At 75.5% G+C, this 16,694-nt stretch carries 13 protein-coding genes; 4 read left to right on the top strand and 9 right to left on the bottom strand.

The genetic code is table 11. The annotated features are described in order from the left end of the window. Position 1: 1 nt before the first annotated feature. From ACZ466_RS12485 to ACZ466_RS12460, 6 genes are read right to left on the bottom strand one after another with little or no spacing between them, the layout of a single operon-like run. Positions 2-2,917, bottom strand: coding sequence for a hypothetical protein (locus tag ACZ466_RS12485; protein ID WP_378289769.1), 2,916 nt, complete (start codon positions 2,915-2,917; stop codon positions 2-4). Positions 2,918-2,976: 59 nt separating this feature from the next. Then, positions 2,977-3,333, bottom strand: coding sequence for a VOC family protein (locus ACZ466_RS12480; protein ID WP_378289767.1), 357 nt, complete (start codon positions 3,331-3,333; stop codon positions 2,977-2,979). Between the two features lie 43 nt (positions 3,334-3,376). After that, a complete protein-coding gene (locus tag ACZ466_RS12475; RefSeq protein ID WP_378289765.1) occupies positions 3,377-4,192 on the bottom strand; it encodes a MerR family transcriptional regulator in 816 nt (271 codons plus the stop codon). A 53-nt stretch (positions 4,193-4,245) separates the two neighbouring features. After that, complete coding sequence (locus ACZ466_RS12470; protein WP_378289762.1) at positions 4,246-4,611, bottom strand: fluoride efflux transporter FluC; 366 nt, start codon at positions 4,609-4,611, stop codon at positions 4,246-4,248. Next, positions 4,608-4,976, bottom strand: coding sequence for a DUF190 domain-containing protein (locus tag ACZ466_RS12465; RefSeq protein WP_378289760.1), 369 nt, complete (start codon positions 4,974-4,976; stop codon positions 4,608-4,610). Before ACZ466_RS12465 ends, ACZ466_RS12470 begins: the two co-directional genes overlap by 4 nt. Continuing rightward, positions 4,973-5,413 carry a fluoride efflux transporter FluC gene (locus ACZ466_RS12460; protein WP_378289758.1) on the bottom strand — a complete coding sequence of 147 codons (441 nt, stop codon included), beginning with the start codon at positions 5,411-5,413 and terminating at the stop codon, positions 4,973-4,975. Before ACZ466_RS12460 ends, ACZ466_RS12465 begins: the two co-directional genes overlap by 4 nt. A 128-nt stretch (positions 5,414-5,541) precedes the next feature. Here ACZ466_RS12460 and ACZ466_RS12455 point away from each other — a divergent pair, with 128 nt between their 5' ends. Then, positions 5,542-6,822, top strand: a complete 1,281-nt coding sequence (locus ACZ466_RS12455; RefSeq protein WP_378289756.1) for an erythromycin esterase family protein — start codon at positions 5,542-5,544, stop codon at positions 6,820-6,822. Between the two features lie 4 nt (positions 6,823-6,826). On the opposite strand, the gene ACZ466_RS12450 is transcribed toward ACZ466_RS12455, so the two are convergent. Together ACZ466_RS12450 and ACZ466_RS12445 are read right to left on the bottom strand one after the other, a co-directional pair. After that, positions 6,827-7,285: a protein-tyrosine phosphatase family protein gene (locus ACZ466_RS12450; RefSeq protein WP_378289754.1), complete on the bottom strand. Its 459-nt coding sequence runs from the start codon at positions 7,283-7,285 to the stop codon at positions 6,827-6,829. Positions 7,286-7,331: 46 nt separating this feature from the next. Next, positions 7,332-8,180, bottom strand: a complete 849-nt coding sequence (locus tag ACZ466_RS12445) for an NAD(P)H-binding protein (RefSeq protein WP_378289752.1) — start codon at positions 8,178-8,180, stop codon at positions 7,332-7,334. 81 nt (positions 8,181-8,261) lie between these two features. Here ACZ466_RS12445 and ACZ466_RS12440 point away from each other — a divergent pair, with 81 nt between their 5' ends. Further along, positions 8,262-9,233, top strand: a complete 972-nt coding sequence (locus tag ACZ466_RS12440) for an AraC family transcriptional regulator (protein ID WP_378289750.1) — start codon at positions 8,262-8,264, stop codon at positions 9,231-9,233. 12 nt (positions 9,234-9,245) lie between these two features. On the opposite strand, the gene ACZ466_RS12435 is transcribed toward ACZ466_RS12440, so the two are convergent. Beyond that, positions 9,246-12,743 (bottom strand): phosphodiester glycosidase family protein, encoded by a 3,498-nt coding sequence (locus ACZ466_RS12435; RefSeq protein WP_378289748.1) that lies wholly within the window; start codon positions 12,741-12,743, stop codon positions 9,246-9,248. A gap of 257 nt (positions 12,744-13,000) precedes the next feature. Here ACZ466_RS12435 and ACZ466_RS12430 point away from each other — a divergent pair, with 257 nt between their 5' ends. Next, entirely contained in the window at positions 13,001-13,789 is a 789-nt protein-coding gene (locus ACZ466_RS12430) for a DeoR/GlpR family DNA-binding transcription regulator (protein ID WP_378289746.1), read from the top strand. Between the two features lie 168 nt (positions 13,790-13,957). Beyond that, on the top strand, positions 13,958-16,663 hold the full coding sequence (locus ACZ466_RS12425) for an alpha-L-rhamnosidase (protein ID WP_378289744.1): 2,706 nt from the start codon (positions 13,958-13,960) through the stop codon (positions 16,661-16,663). Positions 16,664-16,694: the final 31 nt, after the last annotated feature.

Here is a 16,694-nt window from a genome sequence, read left to right as displayed (position 1 = left end):
ATCAGCGGCGGCCGGCCCGCGACCAGAGCGCGGGCCAGCCGCCGCCCCCGGCCACCCACGCCGCCGGGACGCGCAGCCCGTGCCGGGAGACCCGGTTCCAGAACTCGCCGGTGTCGGCGCCCAGCTCGCGGGCACCCGGGAACGCGGCGTGCCAGGGGCCGTCCTCGTCGTCGAGCGCGGACGCCGGGAAGCCCGGGACGGTGACGGCGCCCGGCGGCGCCACCGGGGCCAGCTCGATCGCGGGCGCCTCGCAGGTGACGTGCACGGTGAGCGCGCACAGCGGCGGCACGGCCGGGCGCCGGGTCAGCGAGCGCGTGACGGCCGGGTCGCCGTCCAGGACGAGCCGCCCGATCGCCGCCCGCAGACGCAGCCCGACGAGGCCCAGCGAGTACGCGGGAGCCACCCGCGGATCGCGGGCGAGCCTTCGCAGCGACCCGGGCAGGGGCGCCGCCCCGGTGAGGAGGCCGAGCTGCCCGAACCGTTCGCGCAGCGCCGGGTCGAGGCCGCCCAGGGCCGCCTCCAGCGGGCGAATCCCGCTGAGCGTCCACAGGTCGGCGAGATCGAGGTCGCGGCGGTCCAGGACGTTGCGGCAGGCGGCGGCCAGGGACGCGGGGCCCAGCCGTCGCAGCCTCGTCAGCTGCGCGAACGCCTCTTCGGAGGCCGGGTCCTCGGCGGACGCCAGGACGGCCAGGGCGTGTGAGGGCTCGGCCGTCATCCGGTCGTCCCACGCCTTCACGGCCAGCTCGCCCAGCGCGGGCCCGGCGTCCTGAAGCAGGCGCGGACGCGGGGCCCGCCGCCCGGACCCGGACCTGCCGGGCGGCGTGAGCGGCGTGGGCGGCGTCTCCTCGCCGGTGGCGGCGCCGTTCGCGGCCCGGTCGACGCCGGGGATCGTGCCGACCCATTCCCGCACCCGGCGGGCCAGATCCTCATCGGGATCGTCGTTGAACCGCGCCGCCATCTCCGAGACGTGCCAGCCGCGCAGCTCGGGCCGGAGCGGGACCAGTTCGAGGTTGACCCGAACGTGGCCGTCCTCCCCGTACAGGGCGGCCAGGCCGCACCGGCCCGCCGTGGCCTTCTCCACGTAGTCGGGACCGGCGATGCAGTTGCCCATGTAGTTCGCCCACTCGGCCAGCGTGCGGGCACTGCGGGCCAGCCGGAACCGGGCGCCGCCGGTGCCGGGCACGACCGTCCCGTCCAGGGCCGCCAGCGGCGCCGGCACCGCGAACTCCCCGCGCAGCGCCTCATCGATCTCCGCCTCGGCGAGCAGGCCCGCGACGAGCGCCTCCCACGTGCGCACCCCCTTGCCGGGCGGGCGCCCGCCGCCGAACGCCACCAGCTGCGCGGCTCCCGAGACGGCCCGCGCGACCGAGTCGTACGCCGGGGCGAGCGGGGCCGGGTCCTCGGGCCCGGGGTCCGGATCCAGCCACGGCGGCCCGTCCTGCCGCCGCATCGTGGCGGCGTCGTGGCCGTGCAGGTTCGCCAGCGCGTCCATGAGGTCGGCGCACCACACCAGGTCGCCGACCTCCTCCTGCGCGTCGTCGCCGCCCCGCTCCAGCCGCTCGGCGAGCGGCTCCCTCGTCCCGAGCAGGTACTCCGCGAAGCGCGGCGCCTCGGTCCAGTCGGCGGGCCCGCGCACGGCGGAGTACCCGACGTTCTCCCGCCACTCGCGCAGGGAGCGCGACGCCCAGTGCCGCAGGTAGTCCTCCGGCACCCTGTGGTCGTCGTCCAGCAGGCTCTCGACCATCTTGGCGGCGAGCTGCCCGTAGTTCAGCGCCCGCGCGAGCCGCTGCCGGTAGTAAGGCGCCGGGCCGTCCACCTCGGGCTTCGGCCCGTCCATCTTGCCGACGATCTCCCGCACGTACGCGCCCGGCCGCGCGGGCAGCCCCGCCGCACGCTTCTTCCGCTCCCGGCTCAGCGGGAACCGGTACTCCTCCCGGTCGAGCGCCCGGACGGTCGCGCGCAGCAGCGGCGCGCGCCGCGCCAGCCCCTCCGGGACGCCGTGATCGGACACGGCCACGGCGGTGCGCAGCAGCGCGGTCGCCGCGCGGGCGTCGTTCAGGAGCCGCGCCAGCATGCCCATCCAGTAGTGCATCTCCGGCTGCCACCGCGCCGCCTCGGCCAGGGTCGGCTCGCGCGCCCCCAGCTGGGCGCGCAGGTACGACAGGAGGATGTCGTCCTCGTACCGCCCGCGGCGGTCGCGCAGATCGTCCAGGCGGTCCCGGCGGCCCTGCGAGGCCAGCAGCCGCTCGCGGCGGGCCAGCCAGGCGTGGTGCTCCGACACCCGTTCCCACAGGTCGAGCAGCAGTTCCAGCCGCCGAGGCCCCGGAACGGGCTCCAGCACCCGCCGCAGGTCGGCGGCCAGCACCGACGGGCGCCCGCCCGCGATCAGGTCGGCGCCGCCCGGCGCCTCCAGCGCCAGCACGCGTTCAAGCTGCTCGGGACCCAGGACGTCGCTGGCCGCGGCGGCCAGATGCAGCGCCGCCCAGCGTCCCTCGCCGATCGCCCGCGCCGCCGCCGCGCCCACCCGCCGGGTGACGGCGGGCCCGAACAGGCCCGTCAGGAACCCGGTCCGCTCGCCCAGCCGCCCGGCGCCGTCCACGCCCAGCGTCCGCAGCGCCGCCACGACGGCGTCGCGCTGGTCGCCGCGCGCCCCGGCCAGCCGCGCCGACCGGAACCCGCCGCCGAGGTCGACGCCCGCGCCCGCCGCCGCGATCCCGCCGTCCCGGACCAGGACGCCCAGCTCGGCCACCGCCGCGCCGGCCTCCGCGCCGCCCGCCCCCGCCGGGCCCAGCGCCACCGCCGCACCGGGCGGCGCGTCGCCCTCACCGGCCAGCCGGACCGGCTCCGTCCTGGGCCGGGGAAGCCACGCGGCCGTCCCCGGCTCGGCCACCACCCCGTACGCGAGCCGCAATCTCATCCGCCCCATCATCGCGGACGGGGCGGACGAGACAAACGGAATATCCGGCCGGGGAGCGGTCAGGAGATGCAGAACTCGTTGCCCTCGGGGTCGTTCATGACCGTCCAGGAATGGCCGAATTCGTCGTGGTCGGCGCCGCGCTTCGCGCCCAGCCCCACCAGCCTCGCGATCTCGGTCTCGCGGTCGCCGCCCGAGTCGAGGTCCAGGTGCGTCCGGTTCTTCACGGTCTTCTTCTCCGGGACGAGTATGAAGAAGACGCTCGGCGTGCCGTCGCGGTCCTTCTCGGTCAGGCCGATCGAGGCGAAGAACTCGGTGGGGTCGGGGTCCAGCGGGCGGCCGAACGCCGCGGACCAGAAGCGGGCGGTGGCGAGGGTGTTCTCGCAGTCGAAGGTCACATTGGCGATGCGCACGGGCATGGCGGAATTTCCTTTCTCGGATTTCTTGGGAACGTGGCCGGGGTCAGGCGACCGGCCACTGGATCTCGGTGCGGAAGCCCTCCGGGTCGGGCGTCTCGTCCGCGCTCACGAGGTACACCTCGCGGACGGGCCCGGCCCCGGGGACGGCGTTGGCGGCCACCCACGCGCCCAGCCGGCGGTAGGCGCCGTCGATGGTGTCGTACGGTCCGGCGTGCACGGCGATGGCGACCCGCGCGGCCGGGACCTCGCCCAGCAGCACCCGGCCGCGGTCGCGGGGCAGCGCCGCCGGCGCGGCCAGCGGCAGGTACGCCTCGACGTCGACCGGGTCGTCCTCGATCTGGGACGGGTAGAGCGCCCCGGCCGGGCCCGCCGGCACCAGGCCCAGCCGGGCGGCGAGCCCGCCCATCTCGGCGTAGGCGGGGCCGAGGAAGGCGGCGAAGTCGTCGTCCGTCACCACGCCCCGCACGGCGAGGGTGTGCGCCGCCGGGACGTCCCGCACGTGCACGGGCGTGTGCTCGGCCGGACGCTCCACGCCCGCCTGGAGCTCGGCGACGATCCGGGCCGTCTCCTCCAGGCGCGCGCGCATCACGCGGGCGTGCTCGGCGAGCACCTCCCGGGTCACCTCCGGGTCGCGGGCCGCGACCACCTCCCGCACCCGGTCCAGCGGCAGGTCGAGCGAGCGCAGCCGGCGGATCACCGCGGCGTCGGCGAGCTGGGCCGGGTGGTAGGCCCGGTACCCGGTCCGCGGATCGACGCTGGCCGGCACCAGGATGCCGGCCTCGTGGTAGGCCCGCAGCATCTTGATCGACAGCATGCTCGCGCGCGAGAAGGCGCCGATCGCCAGAAATGGATCGCTCACGTCAAGGACCCTCCCCTCTCCCCCCGGGGGAGAGTCAAACCGCGACCCCCGTTCTAGGAGGTGAGCGCCGCCGCCAGGGCCAGCCCGCAGTACGCGGCGCCCAGGCCGGCGGCGATCGAGGCGGCGGCGTTGAGGAGCGCGAACATGCGCGCGCCCTCCTCGGCCAGCCGCAGTGTCTCGTACCCGAACGTGGAATAGGTGGTCAGCGCCCCGCAGAAGCCCGTCCCGGCCAGCGCCGTCAACCCGTGGCCGGACGGCAGCGCCGCCGCCAGGAACCCCAGCAGCCCGGACCCGGCGGCGTTGACGATGAACGTGCCCCACGGGAAGACCGTGTCGTGCCGGGCCTGCACGGCGCGGTCGACCAGGTAGCGCAGCGGGGCGCCCAGCGCGGCCCCGACCGCGACCAGCAGCACCGTCACCGCTCGTCCCGCTGGTCCTGCCGGTCGCGGTCGTCCCGGCCCGTGTAGCGGACGATCTCGACCGGGTCCAGCACGACCAGGCCCTCCCCGACCAGCTCGTCCAGCTCGGGAAGGAAGGCGCGGATCCGGTCCTCGGCGTCCACGATCACGATCGCGATCGGCAGGTCCTCCGACAGCGACAGGATCCGGGCGGTGTGGACGCGACTGGACGCGCCGAACCCCTCGATGCCGCGCAGCACGCTGGCGCCCGCCAGCCCGGCGGCGCGGGCGCGGGCCACGATCTCGTGGTAGAGCGGGCGGTGCCGCCACCGGTCGCCCTCCCCGACGAAGACCGTCAGGCGGAGCGCCGGGCCCGCCGACCTCATGATCGCGGCCTTCGCTTCAGCGGGCGGGCCGCCAGCCGGGTCGCCCGCGTCCCGGCGAAGACGGCGGCCAGCGCGCACACGGGCGTCACGGCCAGGTAGAGCAGTGCCGTCCGCGCCTGGCCCACATCGAGCGCCCGCTGCGCGTCCACCACGTAGGCGGAGAAGGTGGTGTATCCGCCGAGCACGCCGATGCCCAGGAACGGGCGGGTCAGCGGATGGGCCTCCCACACCTCGGTGATCGCCGCCATCAGCACGCCGATGAGCAGGCAGCCCGACACGTTGATCAGGAACGTCGCCCAGGCGAACTCCGCGGGGCCGTGCCCGAACGCCTCGGAGATCCCGTACCGGGCCAGGGACCCCAGGATCCCGCCCGCCGAGATCACCCCCAGGAGCGCCCACGGCACGCGCCGCCGTCCCTCCACCTCGCCGGAGACCACGCCGTCCTCCTACCCCGATGGACCGATTCGGTCCAACCCAATCCAGGCAAAGGATCGCACGCAGGCGAATCGACGACAGCAGGCGGGGAAGGCGGCTCTTAGAGGAGCCCGAAAGGCAGGGGAGAACGGTGAGTGAAGCCGACGACGTGCGGGAATCCGCGCTCCCGCTCGAGTACGAAGACGATCTCGACCCCCTCATGGACCGCATCGGCGACGCCCGCTGCGTCCTGCTCGGCGAGGCCAGCCACGGCACGCACGAGTACTACGCCTGGCGGTCCGCCCTGACCCGGAGGCTGATCACCGAACGGGGCTTCTCCTTCGTCGCGGTCGAGGGCGACTGGCCCGACTGCTGGGAGGTCAACAACGCCGTCACGCGAGCGCCGGGCGCCCCCGAGGACCCCAGGACGGTCCTGGGCGGCTACCGCCGCTGGCCCACCTGGATGTGGGCCAACCAGGAGACGGTGAACCTCACCCGCTGGCTGCGCGACCACAACGACCCCGCGCGGCTCGGCGGCTCCGCCCCGGCGGCCTTCTACGGCCTGGACGTCTACAGCCTCTGGGAGTCGCTGCGCGCCGTCATGACCCACCTGGCCGACCACCGGCCCGAGTACGTCGAGCAGGCCGCGGAGGCGTACCGCTGCTTCGAGCCGTACGGGGAGGACCCGCGGGCCTACGCGCTCAAGCTCACCCCCGACGACTGCGAGGACGAGGTGCTGGCGCTGCTCACCCGGCTCCGCCGCCCCGTGGCCGCCGACCCGGCGGGCGACCTGAACGCGCGCCAGAACGCCGAGGTCGCGGCGGGCGCCGAGGAGTACTACCGGGCCATGATCGGCGGCGGCCCGCGGTCGTGGAACGTCCGCGACGCCCACATGGCCGACACCCTCGACCGGCTGCTGGACCACCACGGGCCCGGCGCACGCGCCGTGGTGTGGGCCCACAACTCCCACATCGGGGACGCCCGCGCCACCCCGATGGCGGCCGCCGGCATGGTCAACCTCGGACAGCTCGCCCGGGAACGCCACGGCCGCGACCAGGTCGTCGCCGTCGGATTCGCGGGCGGCTGCGGCGAGGTCGTGGCGGCCGGCCGCTGGGGCGACCCGTGGGAGACCATGAACGTCCCCCGGCCGCACCGGGGCAGCGGCGAGGAGCTGCTGAACGAGTCGGGCGTCGAGCACGGCCTGTTCGTCTTCGCCGACTGGCCGGAGGCGTCCTGGCTGAACGCCACCCGCGGCCACCGCGCGATCGGCGTCGTGTACGACCCGGCCCGCGATGACCGCAACTACGTCCCCACCAGGCTCGCCGACCGCTACGACGCGCTGTGCTGGTTCCGCCGGACCTCGCCCCTGGAGCCGCTGTACCAGGAGGAGGCCGGCCAAGCCGAGCTGGAGACCATGCCCTCGGGCGTCTGAGCCCTCAGTGCCCGCGCGGTGCGGGGAAGCGGGCCACCCACTTGCGCTGCCAGGGGGTTTCCACGGCCCGGTGGTGGTAGTTGGCCCTCGTCCAGGAGACGGCCTCCTCGGGCGGGAGACCGGCGAGGATGGCCATGCAGGCGATCGTCGTCCCGGTACGGCCCACGCCCCCGCCGCAGGCGACCTCCACCCGGTGGCCCCGGCGCGCGTGCTCGTGGAGGTCGCGGATCTGGCCGATCGCCCGCTCGCCGTCGCGCGGGAGCAGGAAGTCGGGCCAGTCGATCCACTCGTGCGGCCAGGGCAGGTCCAGCCGGGCGGCGTGCCGGCGGCGGAACCGCCGGCCGCCCAGGTAGAGGCCGTGGTCGGGCGTCTTGCCGGAGGGAAGGGGCCGCCGCAGGCCGCGCCCGCGGACCCGGGAACCGTCGGGAAGCCGGATCGAGCCGGTCAGATGTGCGTCGCTCATACGGCTCCCATTGTGGCGGGGCGGCCCTTCCCCCGGCGCACCCGGGTCAGCCGTTCCAGGCGCCCGCGGCGGCCGCCGCCTTGGCGAACTCGGTGAAGTCGCGGGGCTCGCGGCCGAGGGCCCGCCGGACGCCGTCGGAGAGGTGGGCGTCCAGGCCGTTCCTGATGGCGGCGACCGCGGTGGCCATCCCCCGCGCGTCGGCCTCCGGCCAGCCCTCCCCGACCAGCTCGGCGACGAACTCCTCCGGGGCGAGCGGGACGTAGCGGACCGCCCGCCCGGTCGCCGCCGAAATCTCCGCGACGGCCTCGGCGATGGTCAGGGCGCGCGGGCCGGACAGCTCGTAGATCCGCCCCGCGTGGCCGTCGCCGGTGAGCGCGGCGACCGCCACGGCCGCGATGTCCTCGGCGTCGACGAACGACGCGGCGCCGTCCCCCGCCGGGAGCCTGAGCTCGCCCGCGAGCACCGCCTCGCGGAGGAACCCTTCGCTGAAGTTCTGCGCGAACCAGCCCGGCCGCACGATCGTCCAGGCGGTGCCGGTGAGGGCGCGGACCGCGCGCTCGCCGTCGATGTGGGGTTCGACGAGCTCGGCCTCCTCGCCGACGTAGGAGGGGTCGTCCAGGCCGCGTCCCGACAGCAGGACGACGCGTTCCACGCCGTGGCGCACGGCCCGCTCGACGAACGGGCGGGTGAGGGCCTCCCCGTCGAAGGGCACGATGAAGACCGCCCGCGCGCCCTCCAGGGCCTTGTCCCAGGTGCCGCGGTCGGTCCAGTCGAAGGGGTGCTCGGCGGTGCGCGACGCCGCGCGCACCGGCGTTCCCTGGGCGCGCAGGAGCGACGCCACGCGGCGGCCCGTCTTGCCCGTGCCGCCCAGGACCAGAATCGGTTGCTCGATCATGAGCTCCAGTGAAGCCGTCAGGGGTGAGACGCTCCATGGCCGTGCGGCTCAATCCGATGTCCGCCCGTCTAACCTGGCGGGGTGGACGTGCTCACCGACCTCCTCGACGGCGTGCGGGCCCGCGGGGCGCTGTTCCGGCAGGCGGTCATGAGCCCGCCGTGGGGCCTGCGGTTCGCGCACGGGGCGCCGCTGACCCTGGTCACGATGCTGCGCGGCGAGGCGTGGATCGTCCCGGCGGGCTCCGAGGCCGGGGAGCCGGTGCTCCTGCGCCCCGGGGACGTCGCGGTCGCGCGCGGGCCCGCGCCGTTCACCGTCGCCGACCGGCCCGGTACCCGTCCCGGCTACGCCGTGACCGACGCCGACTACTGCTCCCGCGCCGACGGGACCGAGGCGGGCGAGGAGATCGTCCGGGGCGTGCGGAGCTGTCAGGTCCCAGGGACTTGCGGAGTCCGCGACCCTGGGGCCCCGGCGTTGCTGCTGGCCGGGGCGTACGAGGGCGGGGCCGGACGGGAGACGGGCGAGCGGTTGCTGCGGGCGCTGCCCGGCCTGCTGGTCGTCCCGGACGACCCCGGCGCCCTCCGGCCGCTGCTCGACCTGATCGCCGCCGAGGTGGTCCGGGATCGTCCAGGGCAGCGGGTCGTCCTCGACCGGTTCCTGGACGTGCTGCTGGTGTCGGTGCTGCGCGCTTGGTTCGACCGGGCCGGAGCGGACGCCCCCGCCTGGTACGGGGCCATGCGCGACCCGGTGGCGGGCGAGGCCCTGCGGCTGCTGCACGACGAACCGTCCCACCCCTGGACGGTCGCGGGCCTGGCGGCCAAGGTCGGCGTCTCCCGCGCCACCCTCGCCCGCCGCTTCGCCGACCGGGTCGGGGAGGCCCCGATGACCTACCTCACCGGCTGGCGCCTCGCCCTGGCCGCCGACCTGCTCCGCGAGACCGACGCGACCGTGGGCTCGATCGCCCGCCGGGTCGGGTACGCCAACGCGTTCGCGCTGAGCGTCGCGTTCAAGCGCCTGTACGGCACGACGCCCAGCGCCCACCGCGCCTCCCGCTGACCAGGACAGGGGTCAGCCGGTGACGGTGATGCCCACCTCCCTGGCGACGCCGTTGACCTTGACCGTGAGCGTCACCGCGCCGGGACGGAGCGCCGTCAGCTTGCCCGTCGCGGGGTCGAACGCGGCGGCGTGCTGCCGGCGGGCGGTCCGCGGGGAGCCGATGTGGAGGTTCGGCGAGCCGCTCCAGTCGGCGCTCATCGGATAGGCCAGCGGCATGTCCCGGCCGTGCTGCCGCAGCGTGGCGGTGACGTCCGCGGTGGTGCCGGAGGCGACCTGCCCCGGTGCCGCGAGGGTGAGCTCGTCCACGTGCGGGCGGACCTCGGCCCGCAGCCACTCGGGAAGTGCCCGGCCCTGTCCTGGCGTGGCGTTCACGCCGAACATCGTCCAGCCGGTGAAGCCGCCCTCGGACGGCGGCGCGGCCGGGCTCTTGCCGGAGTTGCCGTTGATGAACGTCGGCACGCCGTCCACCCGGGAGGCGTTGAAGACCCCGACGTGGGCGTTCACCACGGCGGCGCCCTTGCCGGTCCCGGAGCGGAACTCCGCCAGCCACCGCTCCAGCAGCGCGGCCTCCTTGCGGTCGGCGAGCTGGCTGTTCTTCGCCGGGAGCGGGTCGCGGGCCGGGTGGTGGCCGAACACCACGACCGACCCGACCGACCGGTCGCGGCGGGCGCCGTCCAGCGCCGTCCGCAGCGTGCGGAGCTGGTCGAACGAGCTGGTCCGGTAGGTGCCGGTCGAGGAGTCCAGCAGCACGAACCGGGTCCCCTTGTGGTCGAACGTCCGCGACGGCTCGCCGAAGGCCCGGCGGAAGTTGTCGATGGTGCCGGGCCCGTAGATCTCGTGGTTGCCCGGGACGTAGTGGTAGGGCAGGCGCCCGCCCAGCTCCTCGTCCAGGATCCTCCTGGCCAGGGCGAAGTCCGCCTCGCCGCCGGTGTCGACGAAGTCGCCGTTGACGACCAGGAAGTCGGGCCTGGCGGCGAGCACCTCGCGGAGCGTGCGGCGGGCCCGCTGCGCGTAGACGCTGCCGGGGTCGGCGGCGACGAACTGCGCGTCGGAGATCACCGCGAACCGCCACGCCGTGCCGTCGGCGGCGGTGCCGTCGCGGATCACGATCGGGTCGGCGGGCGCCGGCGGCGCGGGCGGGGCGTCCACCGACGGCGGCACCTTGGCCACCAGGTCGTCGATCAGGACCTCGCCCGTGTACTGCCGGTTCGCGGCGGTCTCGATGGTGTAGAAGCGGTTCACCTCGATCGGGTAGGCGACCGAGGCGGGCACGGCCATCTCGACGTACCGCCAGCCGGTCCAGCGGATGTACGGGCCGTACAGGGAGTAGGTCTGGCCGTTGGCGTCGGTGATGGTGAACGCCGTCCACTCGCCCTTGTCGTGCCCGTACACCCAGGCGCCGAGCGCCTGCGGCTGCCCGTCGACCTTGATGGGCTGGGGCGGGTAGGCGTAGGCGGTGCGGGTCGCGGTGGACTGGGTGAAGTCGTACGACAGCCGAAGCCCGGCGCCGGTGCGGCCCTCGGCGACCGGCTCGACCTCCCCGGAGCCGCGCGCCGACCCGAACCGCCACTGGGCGCCGTCGTCGAGGCCGGCGATGGTCCGCTGCTCCAGGCCGACGCTGATCGGCAGGGCGGTCCTGTGCCCCTTGACCTCGATCGTGACGAGCGTGGAGCCGGACGCCTTGCGGGGCGTGGCGGTGAACGTGCCGCCGTCGCCGGGCTTGATCTCCAGCAGTGAGGTGTCGTAGGTGAGCTTGGTGTCGGACGGCTCGATCGGCGCGGTGAAGCCGTCCCGGTCGAAGCCGACGACGCCGAACGTGCCGGTGCCGTCCTGCCCGGGGATCGTCACCCGGTCGGCGGTCGCGCCGACGCGGGCCAGCCCGCCGAGCACGGTCAGCGTCACCTGGCCGCGGGCCCTGCCGTCGGCCGCCGAGACCGTGACGGCCCCCGCCCTGCGGCCCCGGAAGACGCCGTCGCCGTTCACCGTGCCCTGCGGCCCGGCGGCGCTCCAGCGCGGGTCGCCCGCGGCGGGGCCGTGCGCCTCGTCGTGGCCGCGCGCGACCAGCGTGCGGGTCAGGCCGGGGAACACGCGGTCGGGGCGTCCGCCGCGGGTCGGGCCGACGCCGGGCGCCCGCGCCGGGTCGGCGACGGGCTCGACCCAGAACCCCTTGAGCCTGCCGCTGCCCTTGGCGAACAGGCCGATGCCGTTGGGGGTGGGGCGTTCGGCGCCGTCCGACGGCTGGTTCTCGATCTGCCCGCGCGCCTGCCCGGGCTCGCGCGCCAGCAGCGTGGACGACCCGCCGCCGTCCAGGTTGATCGCGTTGTGCGCGCCGGCCTCCTTCATCAGCCCGGCCAGCTCGGCGAGCGTGACGCCGCGGCTGTCGAGCTGGCGGCCGTCCACCGTCATCAGGAGCATGCGGCGGCCGTCGGCGGTGAAGCCGACGGCGGTGCGGGGATGGGCGGCGGGGTCGGTGCTCGGCTGCACCTGCCCGTCCCTGACCAGGACGTGGTTGCCGCCGACGGCGAAGGCCGGGTCCTTGGCCGACGAGCGCGCCTTGTACGCCATCGTCACCGCGTCGCCGGGCTGCAGCGTGCGCAGCAGGTCGCCGCCGGCCTCGCGGCCGAGCAGGACGAAGCCGTCCGCCGGGATCGCGCCCGAGCCGGGGGCGCCGCCGACCGAGACGACCCTGCCGTTCACGACGAGGGCCTCCGCGACCCGCTGGGCGCCGTCGGCGAGGGAGCGGCCGCGCGTGGCGGTGCCCCACAGGGAGGTGAACGCGCCGATGCCGTCCTTCTGGACGGTGTGGGCGTTGAGCTGGTCGAGCGGGGCCTTCCGGCCGCCCGGCAGGGTGAGCTCGCCGTCCAGCAGGATGTCCGCGATCTGGCCGAGGCCGTCGGCGCCCACCCCGGCCGTTCCCACGGGCCAGCCGGGCCGGGCGGACTTGACCAGCTTCCCGCCGTCCACGGCGGGGCCGTTGGCCGCGCCGGTGTTGTTGATGTCGAAGAAGTCGCCGTTCACGCCCGCGATGGCCCCGGCCCGTCCGGCCTGCCCGGACAGCGGCTCGACCGAGGAGACCGCGCCGGGCGACAGGTAGCCCGCGCGTGTCATTGTGGGGGGACGACCCCCCACGCCCCCCGGGCTGACCTGGACGGGCGCCCCCAGATCCACGTTGAGCTGGTCGGCGCGCAGCCAGCCCTTGGCGTCCAGCCGGTCGAACGAGGTCAGCGCGGTGCCGGGTGCGACCGGGCGGCTCGTGCGCTCGGTCTCCAGCGCGGTCCCGGCGGTCGCGGCGGTGCGCTGCGTTCCCAGCAGGAGCCGGTCGGCCTCGCGGGCGGCGGGGGAGGCGGGGTCGGGAGGTACGGCGGGCGGCGGGGGCGGTGCGGGGGGCGCGGCGTGCGCGGGAACGGCGGTGCTGGCGACCAGCGCCGCCGCCAGTCCGAGCGCGGCGACCGGGCGGCCGAAGCGCGAGCCCCGGCGCGGGCGGGTATGCGGTTGTGGGCGTGGGGACACTGGCCCTCCTCGAGGCCCGGCGCGGGCACCTCCCGTCACCTGGCGGCCCAAGTCGAACCGGGCCGCGCGGCGCCCGGTCGTGGCGTGGGTGGCCGGACGGCCAACTGATCACTAAGGATCGCCGAGGCGGGCGGCCGCGTCCTGGGGCGCGCACGCTATGCTGCACGAGATTTCCCAGTCGCGGGTGTGAATTTATACCTCCATGGCGTTATCTCGCTCATGGGTGTCTCGGGGCGCGGCCACGGAAGGACCGGAGCATGGGCACGGACGGCAGCGGGCGCGGCGCGCCCGAACGGCGCCGCGAGCAGATCACCGCGCATGTCCTGGCCGCCGGGTCGGTGACGGCCGCCGAGCTGGCCGAGAAGTTCGGGGTCAGCCTGATGACCGTCCACCGCGACCTGGACGAGCTGGAGCGGCGCGGCATCGTGCGCAAGTACCGCGGCGGCGTCACCGCGCAGCCGTCCCGGGTGTTCGAGAGCAACGTCGCCTACCGGATGACGTCGATGCGGGGCGCCAAGGAGGCCATCGCGGCGCGGGCGCTGGAGCTGGTCGAGCCGGGCATGGCGGTCATGCTGGACGACTCCACCAGCGCGCTGGAGCTGGCCCGGCTGCTGCCCGGGATCGCCCCGCTCACCGTGGTCACCAACTTCCTGGAGATCATCAACCTGCTGGCGGCCGAGCCGGAGCTGCGGCTGGTGGCGCTGGGCGGCGACCACGACCCGCTGCACAACTCCTTCCTCGGCGCCTCCTGCGCGGACGCGATCGAGGCGCTCAGCGTGGACCTGTGCTTCGTGTCGACCTCGGCCGTCTCGGGCGGGTTCGCCTACCACCAGGAGCAGCACATCGTGTCGGTCAAGCGGGCCATGCTGCGCTCGGCCGCCCGCGGCGTGCTGCTGGTCGACCGCACCAAGCTGGGCCGGGTGGCGCTGCACCGGGTGGCGCCGCTGGCGGCGTTCGACCGGCTGATCGTGGACGACGGCGCCGGCGCCGAGGCGCTGCGCGATCTGGACGAGCACAAGGTCCGGTACGAGGTCGCGGCGACGTAACGTCGCCCTTTGTGGGGATATCACACCTGCTCTGCGCTGGGACAAGACCGGCAGTCAGCTGATCATGGCCCTCCCTTGACACCGTAACCGGGCACTTCTACGCTCTTTTTCGCACTTGATCACGTTATCTTCACATATGCCCGCGTGGTCCTGGAGATCGGAGACGGCGTGGAACCGGGTCTGGAGCCGTACGGACTTCGCTGCGAACACCGCCCCGAGCCCCTGGGAGTGGACGAGACCGCGCCGCTGCTGTCCTGGCGATCCGCGTCCCCGCACCGGGGCGACGCGCCCGCCGCGTACCGGGTCCGCGTCCGGTCCGCTGCAGGAGCCGCCCTTTGGGACACCGGAGAGGTGGCCGACCCCGGGGCCGTCTCCGTCCGCTACGCCGGACCCGCCCTGCGCCCCCGCACCCGCTACACCTGGACGGTCGCCCTCACCGGCCGGGACGGCACCGCCCGCGAGGCCGGATCCTGGTTCGAGACCGGCATGCTCGCCGACGCCGCCGGGGCCTCCGAGTGGACCGCCGCCTGGATCACCCACGACCGCTCCGACCTCGACGTCGTGGACGCCCCCGAGGAGGGCGAGCTGGCCCTCGCCGACCACGGCCTCGAACCCGCCGTCCGGCTGCGCCGCGCGTTCACCGCCCCGGGCCCGCCCGTCCGCGCCCGCCTCTACGTGACCGCCCGCGGGATCTACGAGGCGCGGCTGAACGGAGCCCGCGTCGGCGACCACGAGCTCGCCCCCGGCTGGACCGACTACCGCGACCGTGTCGACTACCAGGTCCACGACGTGACCGCGCTGCTCCGCACCGGCGAGAACGTCCTGGCCGCCACGGTCGCCGACGGCTGGTGGAGCGGCTTCGCGGGCTTCGACCCGCGCCGGCCCGGCGCCCACTACGGCGCCTTCCCGCAGTTCCTCGCCGAACTGCACGTCGAGTACGCCGACGGCTCCACCGCGGCCGTCGTCACCGACGAGCGGTGGAGCACGGCCCGCGGCCCCGTCCGCTACGCCGACCTGCTCAAGGGGGAGTGCCACGACCTGCGCCGCGAGACGCCCGGCTGGGACCTCCCCGGCTTCACCGGCGGCGGCGACTGGCGGGCCGCCGAGGTCACCGGACGCGACCACGGCCTCCTCACCGCCTCGGTCGCGCCGCCCGTGCGCGCCGTCCGCGAACTGCCGGCGCGCCGCGTGATCCGCGTCGGCGAGCGCGCCCACCTGGTCGACTTCGGGCAGAACTTCGCGGGACGGGTCCGGCTCACCGCGCGCGGCCTGACCCCCGGCGCCCGCGTCACCATCCGCCACGGCGAGGCCCTGGACGGCGGCGGCCGCCTCTACACCGCCAACCTGCGCACCGCCGACGCCACCGACGTCCTGATCGCCGGGGACGGCGCGGAGGCCGTCTTCGAGCCCCGCCTCACCTGCCACGGCTTCCGCTACGCCGAGGTCACCGGTCTGGACGACCTCGCCGAGGCCGACATCACCGCCGTCGTCCTGCACAGCGACACCCCCTGGGCGGGCGAGTTCGCCTGCTCCGACCCCGACGTCGAGCGGCTCCACCACGCGATCGCCTGGGGGCAGCGGTCCAACTTCGTCAGCGTCCCGACCGACTGCCCGCAGCGTGACGAGCGCCTCGGCTGGCTCGCCGACGCCCAGGTGTTCCTCCCCACCGCCTGCCTCAACGCGGACGTGGCCGCGTTCTTCGACGGCTGGCTGCGCGAGGTCCGCGGCGCCCAATCGTCCGAGGGCGGCTTCACCAACGTCGCGCCGCGGCTGCCCGGCGTCTCCGACGAGGGCGCCCCCGGTTGGGGCGACGCGGGGGTCCTCGTCCCCTGGCACCTCTACCTCGTGTACGGGGACGAGCGCGTCCTCGAACGCAACATCGACGCCATGACCGCCTGGGTCGACTTCGTCCACCGGCACAACCCCGACCTGGTCTGGACGCGCCGCGTCGGCCCGCACTTCGCCGACTGGCTCGCCCCCGCGCCCACGCCCCGCCCGGTCGTCGCCACCGCCTACTTCGCCCGCAGCGCCGACCTCACCGCACGCGCCGCCGCCGTCGTCGGCCGCGCCGAGCAGGCCGAGCACTACGGCGCGCTCGCCCGCCACATCCGCAAGACCTTCACCGAACGGTTCGCGACGCGCGACGGCCGGATCGAGGGCGACACCCAGACCGCCTACCTCCTGGCCCTCGCCTTCGACCTGCTCCCCGCCGAACTCGTGCCGCGCGCCGCCGAACGCCTCGCCGCCCTCGTCGAGGAGGCCAGGCCCGGCGTCACCACCGGCTTCCTCGGCGTCGGGCTGATCGCCCCGGTCCTGGACGCGCACGGCCGCGCCGACCTCGCCCACGCCCTGCTGCGCCGCACCGATCCGCCGTCCTGGCTGTACCCGCTGCGGCACGGCGCCACGACCGTCTGGGAACGCTGGGACGGCTACACCCCCGAGCGGGGCTTCCAGGCCGCGGCGATGAACTCGTTCAACCACTACGCGCTCGGCTCGGTCGGCGAATGGCTGTACCGGGGCGTCGCCGGGCTCGACCAGGCCCCGGACTCGGTCGGCTACCGCGACCTGCTCGTCCGGCCCCGCCCCGGCTCCCTCACCGCGGCCCGCGCGGCCTACGAGTCGGTGCGCGGCCGGGCCGCCGCCGGATGGAGCGTGCGCGACGGCCTGCTCCAGCTGGCGGTGACCGTCCCGCCGGGCGCCGCCGCCACCGTGCACATCCCCACCGCCGACCCGGGCGGTGTGCGCGAGGGCGGCGTCCCGGCGGACGAGGCGGAGGGCGTGCGCGTCACCGGCATGGAGCCCGGAACGCTCCACTGCCGGATCACATCGGGAGAGTTCCACTTCACCGCGGCGGCGCCGCGGCAGGAGCACTGACCCGTCCCACGACCGGGACGGACGGCGCGGC

Source organism: Actinomadura rugatobispora (assembly GCF_055379765.1).
The sequence above is the reverse complement of the archived record's forward strand: the minus strand, read 5'-3'. Positions and strand labels throughout refer to the sequence as shown.

What these genes read in the sequence shown, in the direction of transcription:
- ACZ466_RS12485 (WP_378289769.1), bottom strand. Translation starts at nt 2,917, where the DNA reads ATGAGATTGCGGCTCGCGTACGGGGTGGTGGCCGAGCCGGGGACGGCC.
- ACZ466_RS12465 (WP_378289760.1), bottom strand. Translation starts at nt 4,976, where the DNA reads ATGAGGTCGGCGGGCCCGGCGCTCCGCCTGACGGTCTTCGTCGGGGAG.
- ACZ466_RS12480 (WP_378289767.1), bottom strand. Translation starts at nt 3,333, where the DNA reads ATGCCCGTGCGCATCGCCAATGTGACCTTCGACTGCGAGAACACCCTC.
- ACZ466_RS12450 (WP_378289754.1), bottom strand. Translation starts at nt 7,285, where the DNA reads ATGAGCGACGCACATCTGACCGGCTCGATCCGGCTTCCCGACGGTTCC.
- ACZ466_RS12445 (WP_378289752.1), bottom strand. Translation starts at nt 8,180, where the DNA reads ATGATCGAGCAACCGATTCTGGTCCTGGGCGGCACGGGCAAGACGGGC.
- ACZ466_RS12430 (WP_378289746.1), top strand. Translation starts at nt 13,001, where the DNA reads ATGGGCACGGACGGCAGCGGGCGCGGCGCGCCCGAACGGCGCCGCGAG.